Below are 12,673 nucleotides of genomic sequence, written 5' to 3'. Positions count from 1 at the left end.
CCTGCGGCAGGTGGGCGCGGCGACCGGACGGGCCCGCGCCGCCGATGATCTGATCGCCGGGTTCGCCGAGCAGGCCAAGAAGGCCGGTGAGGCCAACGACGCCGCACATTTTCAGGCGTCCGTCGTGCAGCTGACCGATTCCACCCTGCGGGTGTGGGGAGCCGACAACTTCCCCGGCAGCATCTTGGCCGCAGTCGGGGTGGACCGCCCCGCGGCCCAGCGCTTCACCGACCAGCCCTACCTGGAGATCGGGATCAGCGACGACGATCTGCAGCAATCCCCCGACCTGTCCGCCGCCGACGGGGACATCATCTACATGTCCTTCGACTCGCCGGCCGCCAAGGACCGCGCACCCGCACTGCTGGACAGTGCGGCCTGGCGGAAGCTGTCGGCCAACCGGGACAACCGGGTGTTCATCGTCAACAACGAGGTGTGGCAGACCGGTCAGGGCATCGTGGCGGCCCGCGGGGTCATCGACGACCTGCGCTGGCTAAACGCGCCGATCAATTAGGCGTCGATGGCCGAATGCCAACGGCACCAGGCTTTTTTGTGGCCGGCGAAGCAGGCCGACGGGCCCTCAATGCGTCGAAAGAGTCTGCGGTGCAGCAGTCCATCTCTGCCCGGGTGGGGACGGTCTGACTGAGCACGGGCAATCCGCAGTGCCTAAGAGTTGACCCGTAATGGGTCATGCGGCGCCAATCAGCTTGGGTGCTGGTTGTTTTCGGCTGGTCCCGCGACGTCCACGCTGCGGGCGTGGACTGTTCGGGGGGTGGGCCGGGTGCCGCGTATTCAGCAGAGGCCACCGGGTGGCTACCTACCGGGCACACCGGCGCATCCGCGCCCGCGTCGAGCATGTCATCGCCAGAATCAAGGATTGGCAGATCCTTCGACAATGCCGCCGCCGGGGCAACGCCATCAACCACAGCCTTCAGATCGTTGCCGGTCTCTGGAACCTGAAAGCATCCAGCCAATTACGGGTCAACTCTTAGGCTGACAACCATGACTGTCGTCGCCGCCTATGCCGCCACATCGCCTACCGAACCCCTGACCAAGACCACCATCACACGCCGTGATGTGGGTGCCCGAGATGTGCGCTTCGACATCCACTTCGCGGGAATCTGCCACTCCGACATCCACACCGTTCGCGGTGAATGGGGGCCGGCGCGCTACCCGGTGGTGCCCGGCCATGAGATCGCCGGGATCGTCACCGAAGTCGGTTCTGAGGTGACCGGATTCAAGGTCGGCGACCGGGTGGGCGTCGGCTGCTTCGTGGACTCCTGCCGGGACTGCGACAACTGCGAGGCCGGTCTGGAGCAGTACTGCATCGGCGGCGGGATGATCGGCACCTACAACGCGGTCGGTCGCGACGACCAGCCCACCCACGGCGGCTACAGCGGCAGCATCGTCGTCGACCAGAACTATGTGCTGCACATCCCCGAGGCGCTGCCGCTCGACGCCGCCGCACCGCTGTTGTGCGCCGGCATCACCACCTACTCTCCCCTGCGGCACTGGAACGTCGGCCCGGGCAGCCGCGTCGGTGTGGTCGGTCTGGGCGGCCTCGGCCATATGGCCGTCAAGCTGGCCACGGCGATGGGCGCCGAGGTGACCGTGCTGTCACAGTCGCTGAAGAAGATGGAGGACGGCCTGCGCCTGGGCGCCAAGAACTATCACGCCACCAGCGATACCGACACCTTCAAAAAGTTGCGGAACTCCTTCGACGTCATCCTCAACACCGTCTCGGCCAACCTTGACCTTGGCCGCTACCTGGAGACGGTCGATCTGAACGGCGTATTCGTCGAGTTGGGCGCTCCGGAGAACCCGCTGGTGGTTCCGCCGTTCTCCATCATCGGTATGCGCCGCAGCATCGCCGGTTCGGTGATCGGCGGGATCGCCGAGACACAAGAGATGCTGGACTTCTGCGCGGCCCACAACATCGCCTCGGAGATCGAGGTGATCGCGCCGGATTACATCAACGAGGCTTATGAGCGGGTGGTGGCCAGCGATGTGCGGTATCGGTTTGTGATCGACACCGAGTCGCTGCGCGACGCGTAAGCGGCGCGCCATCGCACGCTGCGCGACGCGTAAGCGGCGCTCCATCGCACGCTGCGCGACGCGTAAGCGGCGCTCCATCGCACGCTCGCGACGCGTAAGCGGCGCGCGACCGCAACGCTCGCGACCCTCCCAATTTCTAGTCGGCCTGCAGCGGCTAGTCGGCCTGCGGCGGCTGGTCCACCCCGACGACAGCCCAGCCGGAGGCGGCGAGCTTGCCGGCGATCCGCCGGACGTCCTCGGGACCGGCGTCGTGATGGGTGACGCCCTCGATGAACTTCTCGATCTCGTCGCGGTCGATGACGTTGTCCGCCAAGGCTGGCGAGTCCTCAGCGGTCAGCAGACGGACTACATCCCGAATCTCGTCATCGGTGAGCGGGATGGTGGCCAGCAACGCCAGCAGCGGCACCCGATCCGGCCCGGGCACCCCGGCGGGGTAACCGGCCCGCAGCCAATCGACGATGGAGGAAACCAGCGACTTTTCGGTCATCGCCCCAGTGTCGCGCCTGTTTCCCGCGCCTGTCGGCTATTCACCGGGAGTTCATCTGGAACGACTCCGCTGGGCCCCGTGATCCGGTACAAGGCGGAGCGTCGTGTGTGTGCGTCAGTCGGCGGCGCGGTGCCGTCCGCCCGATCCCGACCCGGAGTTAGCGGCGTCACCGCCAATTGCCGCCTTCGACAAAAATGACTTGACCTGCACAAAAGAGACCACCCGCCGGATTGACGTCCGGCGGGTGGCCTCAGGGAATTCGGAGAAACCTTAGAAGTCCCAGTCCTCATCCTCAGTGACGACGGCCTTGCCGATGACGTAACTCGACCCCGACCCGGAGAAGAAGTCGTGGTTCTCGTCGGCGTTCGGGGACAGCGCCGACAGGATCGCCGGGTTGACGTCGGTCTCGTCGCGCGGGAACAGCGCCTCGTAGCCGAGGTTCATCAACGCCTTGTTGGCGTTGTAGCGCAGGAACTTCTTGACGTCCTCGGTCAGGCCGACTTCATCGTAGAGGTCCTGGGCGTATTCGGTCTCGTTGTCGTACAGCTCGAAGAGCAGCTCGTAGGTGTAGTCCTTGAGCTCGGCGCGGCGCGCCTCGCTCTCCTCGGCCAGGGCGCGTTGGTACTTGTAGCCGATGTAGTAGCCGTGCACGGCCTCGTCGCGGATGATCAGCCGGATCATGTCAGCGGTGTTGGTGAGCTTGGCCCGACTGGACCAGTACATCGGAAGATAGAAGCCGGAGTAGAACAGGAAGCTCTCCAGCAGTGTGGAGGCCACCTTGCGCTTGAGCGGATCGTCGCCGCGGTAGTAGTCCATGACGATATGGGCCTTGCGCTGCAGGTTCGGGTTCTCCTCCGACCAGCGGAACACCTCATCGATGTCGTTGCTGGAGCACAGCGTGGAGAAGATCGAGCTGTAGCTCTTGGCGTGCACCGACTCCATGAACGCGATGTTGGTCAGCACGGCCTGCTCGTGCGGGGTCACGGCGTCGGGGATGAGGCTGACCGCGCCGACGGTGCCCTGGATGGTGTCCAGCAGGGTCAGCCCGGTGAAGACCCGCATGGTCAGCTGCTTCTCGGAGGCGGTCAGGGTGTTCCACGACGGGATGTCGTTGGACACCGGAACCTTCTCGGGCAACCAGAAGTTGCCGGTCAGCCGGTCCCAGACCTCGGCGTCCTTCTCGTCTGTGACCCGGTTCCAGTTGATCGCCGACGCCCGGTCGATCAGCTTCACTGCATCGCTCACCGGTGAACCCCACTTCAATTGCGGTGCGAACTTGAATCTCGGCCGGTTTTCCGGCCGCTGAGTCAAACACTACTCGTGGGGTCGGACAACCTCGGTCAACACAACAGGTTGTGTTTGGCGTGTCGCGGTCGACGCGCCGTTATCAGCCCACCGCGGCGTTGCGCGGGGATGCGCTGCGCAACGGCTCGTCGGGGTGCAGGTCGATATCGAGCAGGTCGGCGATGCCCGCGATGGTGCCCAGCATGATGGTCGTCAGGTGTGCGACGAACTTGTCGGTCGGCATCCGTGCCGGGTCGTCGGGACCCGGCCCCAGCCACCAGTCGGTGGCCGACGATGCCGCCCCGAAGCAGGCCGTCGCCGCCAACTGCAGCGACGACTCGTCGAGGTGCATCTCGCGTAGTTCATTGTTGAACATCTGGGCGATCGCCATGGTGATCTCGCGGCCCTCGTTGAGGCCGCGGGTGTTGGATTCGGCCGGTTCGGGAAATCGGCCGGCCAGGATGAATCGCAGCACGTTGGGGTGCTGCTCGACCAGGGCGACATACTCGGCGACGCAGCGCCGCACCACCTCGCGGGTCGGGTCGGTGGCCAGATCGATCGTCGGGAAAATGGCCGCGGCCAGCATGTCGCGCAGCCGTTTGCCGATGGCTCCGAACAGGTCGGCCTTGTCGTTGAAGTGACGGTAGATCTTCGGTTTGGCGGTGCCGGCCTCCGCGGCGATCTGCTGCAGGCTCACCTGCGGCCCGCTCCGATCGATGGCACGGAAAGCGGCCTCGACGATCTCGGCGCGGACCTTCTTGCGGTGCTCACGCCAGCGCTCGCTGCGGGCGTCCACCTTGACCGGCTTGGCCACCGGCAGAGGAACCGGAATCCTGCGCACGTACAGCACTCTACTGGCGTCCCGCTAACATCAAGGGCGACCGAACATCTCCTACGGACGAGACTGAGCCGACACTGTGACCGAGCGATTCGACGTGGTGATTGCGGGCGGCGGCCCATCGGGCTCGGCGGCCGCCTGGCAGGCCGTTCAGACCGGCGCCAAAGTGGTGGTCCTGGACAAGGCCGTCTTCCCCCGCGACAAGCCCTGCGGCGACGGCCTGACCGCTCGCGCCGTGAGCTATCTGCAGAAAATCGGCCTGGCCGACGAGGTGGCCCAGTTCCACCGGGTCAACCGGGTGACAGTGTTCAGCCCGTCGCGCTGGGAGCTGTCGTTTCCGAAGCGCCCGGGCATGCCCGACCACGGCCACACCGTCAGCCGCACCCTGCTGGACACCATGCTGCTGGAGCATGCGGAGAAGGCCGGCGCGGTGGTGCGCCAGGGGGCCGAGGTCAGCGAACCGATCCTCGACGAGCGCGGCCGGGTCAGCGGTGTGGCGCTCAAGGGCGGCGAGAAGGTCTACGGCGACGCGGTGATCGCCGCTGACGGCGCCTACTCCCCCATCAAGCGGGCACTGAAGCTGGACTCCGAGTACAACGGCTACTCCGCGATCGCGATCCGCTCGGAGATGGACGCCGACGTCGCCGACTCCGACAGCCTGGACATCTACTTGAAGCTGGAGTTCCAGGGCGATCAGCTGCCCGGCTACGGCTGGGTTTTCCCGATGGGCGGCGGCCGGCTCAACATCGGCCTGGGTTACGTCAACAGCTTCAAGGACTGGCAGGCCATCAACGCCACCCAGTTCCTCGGTGAATTCCTGCGCACACTGCCGCCGGAGTGGAAGCTGCCCAGCATCGACGAACTGAAGAAGAACAAGAGCGTGCGCGCCTGGCGACTGCCCATGGGCTTCACCGCCTGGCCGCCGTGGCGCCCGGGAGTTCTCTTCACCGGCGATTCGCTGGGTGCGGGCAAGCCGGCGTCCGGGGCGGGCATCTCCAAGGCGCTGGAATCCGGCTTAGCCGCCGGCGAATGCGCCATCGCCGCGCTGGAGAACGGCGGACCCGACGACTTCACCAACTACGCGCAGCGCATGGAAGCCGCCTGGGGCAAGGAGTACCGGCGCGGCCGCTACTTCCACAAGCTGGCCGGCAACCCGCGGATCGCAGGAGCCGGGATCACGGCGATCGACAACTCGCGGTTCCGCGACATGCTGCTGAAGTCGATGTACAAGAGGGCCGAAGGGCCGCTGCACAAGGTCTTGTGAAGCGGCCTGCGAGCGACGCGCTGGCCGGCTTCCCGCTGACCCCGCCGGCGTTGCCCTGCCCGGTGGTCTTCGACCAGCACTGGTCTGACCTGACGTTTGTGCACTGGCCGGTACGGCCGGACACCGTCGCGGATCTCTACCCGACGGGAACCCGACCGGATGTGTTCGCCGACGGGATGACCTACGTCGGACTGGTGCCGTTCGTGATGGGCGGTATCCGGCTGGGGTTCTCCCCGCCGGTGCCCTACTTCGGCTCGTTCCTGGAGACCAACATCCGGCTCTATTCGGTCGACGACGAAGGCCGCCGCGGGGTGCTGTTCCGGTCGCTGGAGAGCAGCCGGCTGGCGGTGGTGCCGCTGACCCGAATCGGCCTGGGCCTGCCCTACACCTGGGCGCGAATGCGGTTGACCCGCAACGGTTCTACCCTGAGCTACGCCAGTCTGCGGCGCTGGCCCGACCCGGGCTTGCGCAGCCGGCTGATCGTCCGCGTCGGCGAGGAGATCACGCCGAACCCACTGCAGGTATGGCTGACCGCGCGCTGGGGCGCGCACACCCGCAAAGCCGGCCGCACCTGGTGGGTACCCAACGAGCACGACCCGTGGCTGTTGCAGTCCGCCGCCATCGTCCACCTCGACGACGACCTGCTGCCCGCCAGCGGCGTCACGCCCAGCGGCGGCCCGATCCCGGCGCTGTACTCCCCCGGCGTGAGAACCCGTTTCGGCCGGCCGACCGCGATCGGCTAGCGCGCGCCGAGATCCTTCAGCACCGCCGCAGCTGCCCGCCGCCCGCTCACCAACGCTCCCTGTATCGATGAGGTGTCGCGGTGATCACCGGCAACGTAGACACCGCTGGCGGTGCGCACCGGCTTGCGGAAATTCAACGGCACCGGCATGGCGGGCAACGCGTAGGGAATCGGGTAACTGGCAATGAGCTCCCAGCCTTTGGTCGGCACACCGTACAACCATTCGAGATGCTGGCGGACCGCGTTCTCGTCCGCGGGGTCAGTCCACAGACCCAGCGCCGACGCCGACACCAAAGCGCTTCCCGCCGGGGCATAGTCGGGTGCGGCATGGGTGAGCACCACGGTGTTGACCAGCGGTCCGCGGCCATCGCCGTCCAGGACGAGCACAGCCTGGCCGTCGGCGAGCGCTTGCGGTGCGCCGTCCGGCCGGTAGTACCAGGTGGTGACCGAACGGCCCACGGGCGCAGGGACATCCGGCACCAGGCGGGCCGCGGTCGGCGGATCGGCCGCGACGATGACGGCCTGCGCGCGGTGAACGTCGCCGCCGGCGACGTCGACGGACTGCGCCGCGACCGACGAGACCCGATGCCCCAGCCGAACGTCCAGCCCGGCCGCCAGCTGTTCGGGAATGCGCTGCATCCCCTTGGCCGGGACGCCGGGCGTGCCGTGGACGAAGGATTTCAGCACCACATCCAGGAACCGCCGCGACGTGCTGAGCTCGGCCTCCAGGAAGACCCCGGACAAGAAGGGCCGCAGCACACGCTCCATCAGCGTGCGGTCCGCACCGGCCCGGCGCAGCGCCTCCTCGGTGGTGACGTCGGGCTCACGGCGCAGGGATTCGACGGAGCGGACTGCACGCGAGACGGCGTAGGCGCCGAAGCGGGCGGTGGACACCGGTGAGCCGATGCGCGCCTTGAGCGACGGGACGGCCCACGAGGGCTGGCGGCGCGGGTCCGCGACCCGGTCCACGTGGCGACGGCCGCCCCGGGTCGACACGATGCGCGCACCCGCGACGAAGGGCCTCAGGTCAAGCCCGGCGTGGTCGAGCACCCGGGCTCCCGCGGGATACGCCGGGTTGTAGAGCTGGAAGCCGCGATCGAGCCGGTAGCCGTCGACGAGGTCGGTGCGCATCCGTCCGCCTACGGCATCGGAGGCCTCCAGCACGGTGGCGTCCACACCGTGCCGGCTGAGATGACGAGCGGCGGCCAGCCCGGCCAGCCCTGCTCCTACGACAACGACAGCCATGGCGCTCAGGTTAGCGGGCCTTAACGGGCTGCCAGTCAGCGTCGACCGCGCTCGACCCTGCCCGACGTCCGGGCGACTTTTCCCGCGGCGGCACGCGCGGCCTGCTTGGCCAGCGTCTTCTCCCGCGCGGTGCGCTTCGGTGGCGGCTCCACCTGCCCGCGCGACGAACCCTGCTTGCGGCCGCGCACGATCCCGGCGAACCCCTGGACCAGCGGTGACTGGGAACCTTGCAGGAAGGCGAGTGCCACAGCGCACCTTGGCGCGTCGGCGATCGGGCGATACGTGAGGTCCCGGCGGTGGTGCAGCCGGGCCAGCGACTGCGGCACGATCAGTACGCCCATTCCGGCCGCGACGAGTTCCATTGCGGCCGTGGTGTTCTCGGGCCGGTGATCGATCGAGATACCGGGCGCGTCCGCCCATCCGACGACGTCGTCGAGTGGCCGGAGCGTTTGCTCGCCGGCGAGGTCGGACGACGTGATCTCGTCCGCCGCGCTGAGAAGATGATCTGTCGGCACCACCGCCACGGTTGTCTCTTCGTAAAGGGGGATGACCGCCAATGCGGAGGTGTCGGCCGGCAGCCGGAGCAACGCCACGTCGACGTTGCCAGCCCGGATTTCGTCGGCCGCGTCTGCTGCGGAAACAGCGCACAATCTCAGCGGTACCTCGGCGTGGCGCTGCGCCCAGATCCGCGCCCACTTCGCGGGTGTCGCGCCGGGGACGTACCCGACGGTCAGCGAGGACGCGGTCACCGAATCAGGCTACCGATAGGCTGGCGCCATGAGCAGGCCGAATGCGCAGTCCATGAAACCCGCGACGGCGGCGAAAAAGCTGGATGTCTACCTGCCCGCGACTCCGGCGGCGTTCCAGCAGAACGCGATCACCCGCGAGGAGCTGGCCGCTCTGCGGGCGGATCCGCCGCGGTGGCTCCAGGACCTCCGCAAGAACGGCCCGCACCCGAAGAATCTCGTGGCAGCCAAACTGGGCGTTTCGATTTCGGGCCTGGCCCGCGGCGGCATCACCGAGGCGCTGAGCTCCGAGCAGATCACCGCGCTGTTGGAGCAGAGCCCCGACTGGCTCGTCGCCGAACGCGAGAACTACCAGAGCGTGCTGTCCGATGAGCGACGCCTGAAGTCCATCCGCGCGCAGGGGGCCTAGAGATGCGGCGGCGATTCGGTATCTGGGCGGCCTGCTTGGCGTTTCTGATGGTGTCGTGCGGAGCCACGTCCACCCAGGCGGTTGCGGACGGTTTAGGCACACCCCTGGTCAACGTCGGCGATGCGGGCGCGGTGACCGCCTGGACCACCGTGAACGATCCCGTCATGGGTGGGCGGTCCACCTCGCAGGTCATGTTCGGCAATGGCCTGGTGTTCTCCGGATCGATCTCGCTGGAGAACAACGGTGGGTTCGCCTCGGCCCGCAGTCCGCAGGACCCTGATATCGGGCGAAAAGCAGCAGGTGCGACGTCGCTGCGCGTTCGCGCGGTGGGCGACGGCAAGACTTACTTACTGAGGGTGGGCACGGCGGGGCAGCCCTGGTCCTACGTACAGCGTTTCGCGACCCAGGCCACCGTCGAGCGGATCTACGACCTCCCCGTTGCGGACTTCCGTGCGGTGGGCATGCGCCTCGACCCCGCACCGGATGCGCCGCAGACGCTGGACCCTTCACGCATCAGCCAGATTTCGTTCTACATTCTCGACAAGCAGGAGGGTCCCTTCGAGCTGACTGTCCGTGCGGTCGGCGCCGCGGCCTGAGCCGGCCGGATACGCTGAGTCACTCCAACCTCAGGAGGTTATTCGAATGACGCCATGGGCGGCGCGCTCGGCTCCTGTCCTCGTGACGGTTCTGCTCGGCGCTGTCGGGTACTGCGCACCCCACGCAGCCGGTTCGCCAACGCCGATCACCTCGCCGTCGTTTCCGGCAGCGCCGGTGCCCGGGATGGACTTCTACGTGGACCCCGTGAACGGTTGGTCGATCAGCTATCCCTTCGGCTGGCGGGTCGACGGATCGAATCCGTCATTCGTACAGATCCACGACCCCGCCAACGCGGCCCTGGTGGGTATCCGGGTCTGGCCGACTGACTTACCGCTCAACGCCGTCGTCGACCAGATGCTGGCGTCCGAGCGGCAGCTTCAGCAACAGAGTGGTGTGACCAATGTTGTGAAGAGCCGGCAGCTGAACGTCCTCCCGAACGGCAACCCGTTCGTCGATCTCCGGCTGGAACGAGGGCCCGCCGGACGGTCCCATCAGATCTATGTCGTGAAGGGTGGCAGAGCTTTCGGAGTCAACGCCGAAGCCTCGGCAGCCTCGTGGGGCGCCTTCAGACCGGACTTCGACAGAATCCTGCAGTCCTTCGCGCCGCCGGTGTAGCTGGGGGCAGGGTCGCGTAAGTTCTTAACGAACCCAAGCCTAAGCAGCATCGAACGAAAGCCATCATGTCCGAGGACCAGATCACCGACGTTCCACCGAATCAGCTCTCCGTTGATGAGCGCAGCCCCTTCTACAGCGAAGAGGCGCTGCGCCGCGGCGTGGGTATTCGTTTCAACGGCGTCGAGAAGACCAATGTTCACGAATACAACGTGGCCGAAGGGTGGGTGCGTGTTGAAGTTCCCACCGCCAAGGATCGCTGGGGAAACCCGATGGTCGTCAAGCTCAGCGGCACGGTTGAACCTTTTTTCCGTTCAGCGGGCGAACCCGGCCGCGACGAGGAATAGCCTCCTCTCATGCCACAAAAACTTAGTGATGAACAAATTGAGGCTTATCTTGATAGCCGGCCAGCCTGGGCGATACTGAGCACCATCGACAAGGACGGATTCCCGCACTCCGTGCCGCTTGGATACTTCCGACTTGGCCGCGACATCATCATGGGTGTGCGTGACGGAACACGCAAAGTTGCCAACGTCGAAAGCAACCCGCACGTGAGTGTCTTGCTCGAAGACGGCTCCAGCATGGCCGATATCCGGGGAGTCATGTTCCAGGGTCGCGCCCGCATCGTTCGCGAACACGACGAAGCACTTGAGATCGCGAGGGAAGGTGCTCGGGCACGGGGCGTGCCCGAGGCCGAATGGCCCACCGAACCCAGGCCGGGCGCCGCCTACATCCGCATGACACCGGTGAGAACACTGTCGTGGGATTACTCAAGTCCGACGGAAGACCAGGCTTAGCGTCACCGCAGAAGCTTGCTAGACCGCCAGCGAATAACGAACGAAGGCCAGGGGCATTTCCCCTGGCCTTCTTGTCCACGTTTTCCCTACAGCATGCAGGACACGCAGCCCTCGACCTCGGTGCCCTCCAACGCCATCTGACGCAGCCGGATGTAGGACAGCGTCTTGATTCCCTTGCGCCAGGCGTAGATCTGCGCCTTGTTGACATCACGCGTGGTGGCGGTGTCCTTGAAGAACAGCGTCAGGCTCAGCCCCTGGTCCACATGCTGGGTGGCCGCGGCGTAGGTGTCGATGATCTTCTCGTAGCCGATCTCGTACGCGTCCTGGTAGTACTCCAGGTTGTCGTTGGTCATGTACGGCGCCGGGTAGTAGACCCGGCCGATCTTGCCTTCCTTGCGGATCTCGACCTTACTGGCGATCGGGTGGATCGAGCTGGTCGAGTGGTTGATGTAGGAGATCGACCCGGTCGGCGGCACCGCCTGCAGGTTCTGGTTGTAGATGCCGTTGCGCTGCACCGACTCCTTCAGGCGCTGCCAGTCGTCGGAGTTCGGGATCCGAATACCGGCTTGCGCGAACAGCTCTCGCACCTTGTCGGTCTGCGGCTCCCACGCCTGCTCGGTGTACTTGTCGAAGAACTCACCGCTGGCGTACTTCGACTGCTCGAAGCCGGCGAACGTCGACCCGCGCTCGATGGCGATCCGGTTCGACGCCCGCAGCGCGTGGTAGAGCACCGTGTAGAAGTAGATATTGGTGAAGTCGATGCCTTCCTCGGAGCCGTAGAAAATCCGCTCCCGAGCGAGATAGCCGTGCAAGTTCATCTGCCCCAGGCCGATCGCGTGCGCTTCGCCGTTGCCCTTCTCGATCGACGGCACCGAGGAGATGTGGGTCTGGTCGCTGACCGCGGTCAGCGCCCGGATGGCCACCTCGATGGTCTGGGCGAAGTCCGGCGAATCCATGGCCTTGGCGATGTTCAGCGAACCGAGGTTGCACGAGATGTCCTTGCCCACATGGGAATACGACAGGTCCTCGTTGAACGTCGACGGCGTGGAAACCTGCAGGATCTCCGAGCACAGGTTGGAGTGGGTGATCTTGCCGGCGATCGGGTTGGCCCGGTTCACCGTGTCCTCGAACATGATGTAGGGGTAGCCCGACTCGAACTGCAGCTCGGCCAGCGTCTGGAAGAATTCGCGGGCCTTGATCTTGTGCTTGCGGATGCGCGCGTCGTCGACCATCTCGTAGTACTTCTCGGTGACCGAGACGTCGGCGAACGGCACCCCGTAGACCCGCTCGACGTCATACGGCGAGAACAGGTACATGTCGTCGTTGTTTTTGGCCAACTCGAAGGTAATGTCCGGAATCACCACGCCGAGACTGAGCGTCTTGATGCGGATCTTCTCGTCGGCGTTCTCCCGCTTGGTGTCCAGGAAGCGGTAGATGTCGGGGTGGTGTGCGTGCAGGTACACCGCACCGGCACCCTGACGGGCGCCGAGCTGGTTGGCGTAGGAGAACGAGTCCTCGAGCAGCTTCATGATCGGGATGACCCCGGAGCTCTGGTTCTCGATGTTCTTGATCGGCGCGCCGTGCTCGCGAATGTTGCTCA

At 66.0% G+C, this 12,673-nt stretch carries 16 protein-coding genes; 10 read left to right on the top strand and 6 right to left on the bottom strand.

All coding sequences use genetic code 11. The features are described from left to right. From ADBZ6I_RS11445 to ADBZ6I_RS11435, 3 genes are all read left to right on the top strand, one after another. A partial coding sequence (locus ADBZ6I_RS11445; RefSeq protein WP_526383872.1) for a TroA family protein occupies positions 1 to 511 on the top strand: 511 nt, incomplete at its 5' end. A gap of 295 nt (positions 512 to 806) precedes the next feature. Beyond that, a complete protein-coding gene (locus tag ADBZ6I_RS11440) occupies positions 807 to 989 on the top strand; it encodes a transposase (RefSeq protein WP_526383870.1) in 183 nt (60 codons plus the stop codon). Between the two features lie 10 nt (positions 990 to 999). Then, entirely contained in the window at positions 1,000 to 2,052 is a 1,053-nt protein-coding gene (locus ADBZ6I_RS11435) for an NAD(P)-dependent alcohol dehydrogenase (RefSeq protein WP_526383868.1), read from the top strand. A 154-nt stretch (positions 2,053 to 2,206) separates the two neighbouring features. Here the strand turns inward: ADBZ6I_RS11435 and ADBZ6I_RS11430 are convergent, their stop codons facing one another. The 3 genes from ADBZ6I_RS11430 to ADBZ6I_RS11420 all read right to left on the bottom strand — a co-directional run bounded on the left by ADBZ6I_RS11430 (position 2,207) and on the right by ADBZ6I_RS11420 (position 4,673). After that, positions 2,207 to 2,539: a DUF3349 domain-containing protein gene (locus tag ADBZ6I_RS11430; protein WP_526383866.1), complete on the bottom strand. Its 333-nt coding sequence runs from the start codon at positions 2,537 to 2,539 to the stop codon at positions 2,207 to 2,209. A gap of 270 nt (positions 2,540 to 2,809) precedes the next feature. After that, positions 2,810 to 3,784, bottom strand: coding sequence for a class 1b ribonucleoside-diphosphate reductase subunit beta (gene nrdF / locus ADBZ6I_RS11425; protein ID WP_526383864.1), 975 nt, complete (start codon positions 3,782 to 3,784; stop codon positions 2,810 to 2,812). A gap of 142 nt (positions 3,785 to 3,926) precedes the next feature. After that, a complete protein-coding gene (locus ADBZ6I_RS11420) occupies positions 3,927 to 4,673 on the bottom strand; it encodes a TetR/AcrR family transcriptional regulator (protein ID WP_526383862.1) in 747 nt (248 codons plus the stop codon). 67 nt (positions 4,674 to 4,740) lie between these two features. On the opposite strand from ADBZ6I_RS11420, the gene ADBZ6I_RS11415 reads away from it, so the two are divergent. Together ADBZ6I_RS11415 and ADBZ6I_RS11410 are read left to right on the top strand one after the other, a co-directional pair. Then, positions 4,741 to 5,925 (top strand): geranylgeranyl reductase family protein, encoded by a 1,185-nt coding sequence (locus ADBZ6I_RS11415; RefSeq protein ID WP_526383860.1) that lies wholly within the window; start codon positions 4,741 to 4,743, stop codon positions 5,923 to 5,925. Next, entirely contained in the window at positions 5,922 to 6,668 is a 747-nt protein-coding gene (locus ADBZ6I_RS11410; RefSeq protein WP_526383858.1) for a YqjF family protein, read from the top strand. Before ADBZ6I_RS11415 ends, ADBZ6I_RS11410 begins: the two co-directional genes overlap by 4 nt. Here ADBZ6I_RS11410 and ADBZ6I_RS11405 read toward each other — a convergent pair. Next, entirely contained in the window at positions 6,665 to 7,912 is a 1,248-nt protein-coding gene (locus tag ADBZ6I_RS11405; RefSeq protein ID WP_526383856.1) for an FAD-dependent oxidoreductase, read from the bottom strand. The two genes, ADBZ6I_RS11410 and ADBZ6I_RS11405, sit on opposite strands and share 4 nt — an antisense overlap. Before the next feature lie 35 nt (positions 7,913 to 7,947). Beyond that, entirely contained in the window at positions 7,948 to 8,661 is a 714-nt protein-coding gene (locus ADBZ6I_RS11400) for a LysR family substrate-binding domain-containing protein (protein WP_526383854.1), read from the bottom strand. 28 nt (positions 8,662 to 8,689) lie between these two features. Here ADBZ6I_RS11400 and ADBZ6I_RS11395 point away from each other — a divergent pair, with 28 nt between their 5' ends. From ADBZ6I_RS11395 to ADBZ6I_RS11375, 5 genes are all read left to right on the top strand, one after another. Further along, positions 8,690 to 9,067, top strand: coding sequence for a DUF5997 family protein (locus ADBZ6I_RS11395; RefSeq protein ID WP_526383852.1), 378 nt, complete (start codon positions 8,690 to 8,692; stop codon positions 9,065 to 9,067). A 2-nt stretch (positions 9,068 to 9,069) separates the two neighbouring features. Continuing rightward, positions 9,070 to 9,663 (top strand): CIA30 family protein, encoded by a 594-nt coding sequence (locus ADBZ6I_RS11390; protein WP_526383850.1) that lies wholly within the window; start codon positions 9,070 to 9,072, stop codon positions 9,661 to 9,663. Between the two features lie 46 nt (positions 9,664 to 9,709). After that, the gene (locus tag ADBZ6I_RS11385; protein WP_526383848.1) at positions 9,710 to 10,279 is read left to right on the top strand and encodes a hypothetical protein; all 570 of its coding nucleotides are present in this window, start codon (positions 9,710 to 9,712) and stop codon (positions 10,277 to 10,279) included. Positions 10,280 to 10,344: 65 nt separating this feature from the next. Continuing rightward, positions 10,345 to 10,623, top strand: coding sequence for a DUF3297 family protein (locus ADBZ6I_RS11380; RefSeq protein WP_526383846.1), 279 nt, complete (start codon positions 10,345 to 10,347; stop codon positions 10,621 to 10,623). 9 nt (positions 10,624 to 10,632) lie between these two features. Then, a complete protein-coding gene (locus ADBZ6I_RS11375; protein ID WP_526383844.1) occupies positions 10,633 to 11,073 on the top strand; it encodes a pyridoxamine 5'-phosphate oxidase family protein in 441 nt (146 codons plus the stop codon). Positions 11,074 to 11,159: 86 nt separating this feature from the next. Here the strand turns inward: ADBZ6I_RS11375 and nrdE are convergent. Beyond that, positions 11,160 to 12,673: class 1b ribonucleoside-diphosphate reductase subunit alpha (gene nrdE, locus ADBZ6I_RS11370; protein ID WP_526383842.1), on the bottom strand; the 1,514-nt coding region annotated here is incomplete at its 5' end.

The organism is Mycobacterium sp., assembly GCF_044342925.1.
In the GTDB taxonomy this organism is placed as follows: domain Bacteria; phylum Actinomycetota; class Actinomycetes; order Mycobacteriales; family Mycobacteriaceae; genus Mycobacterium.
This window is presented reverse-complemented; position numbering and strand designations above follow the sequence as displayed.

What these genes read in the sequence shown, in the direction of transcription:
- ADBZ6I_RS11405 (WP_526383856.1), bottom strand. Translation starts at nt 7,912, where the DNA reads ATGGCTGTCGTTGTCGTAGGAGCAGGGCTGGCCGGGCTGGCCGCCGCT.
- ADBZ6I_RS11435 (WP_526383868.1), top strand. Translation starts at nt 1,000, where the DNA reads ATGACTGTCGTCGCCGCCTATGCCGCCACATCGCCTACCGAACCCCTG.
- ADBZ6I_RS11385 (WP_526383848.1), top strand. Translation starts at nt 9,710, where the DNA reads ATGACGCCATGGGCGGCGCGCTCGGCTCCTGTCCTCGTGACGGTTCTG.
- ADBZ6I_RS11375 (WP_526383844.1), top strand. Translation starts at nt 10,633, where the DNA reads ATGCCACAAAAACTTAGTGATGAACAAATTGAGGCTTATCTTGATAGC.
- ADBZ6I_RS11390 (WP_526383850.1), top strand. Translation starts at nt 9,070, where the DNA reads ATGCGGCGGCGATTCGGTATCTGGGCGGCCTGCTTGGCGTTTCTGATG.
- ADBZ6I_RS11380 (WP_526383846.1), top strand. Translation starts at nt 10,345, where the DNA reads ATGTCCGAGGACCAGATCACCGACGTTCCACCGAATCAGCTCTCCGTT.
- ADBZ6I_RS11430 (WP_526383866.1), bottom strand. Translation starts at nt 2,539, where the DNA reads ATGACCGAAAAGTCGCTGGTTTCCTCCATCGTCGATTGGCTGCGGGCC.
- ADBZ6I_RS11395 (WP_526383852.1), top strand. Translation starts at nt 8,690, where the DNA reads ATGAGCAGGCCGAATGCGCAGTCCATGAAACCCGCGACGGCGGCGAAA.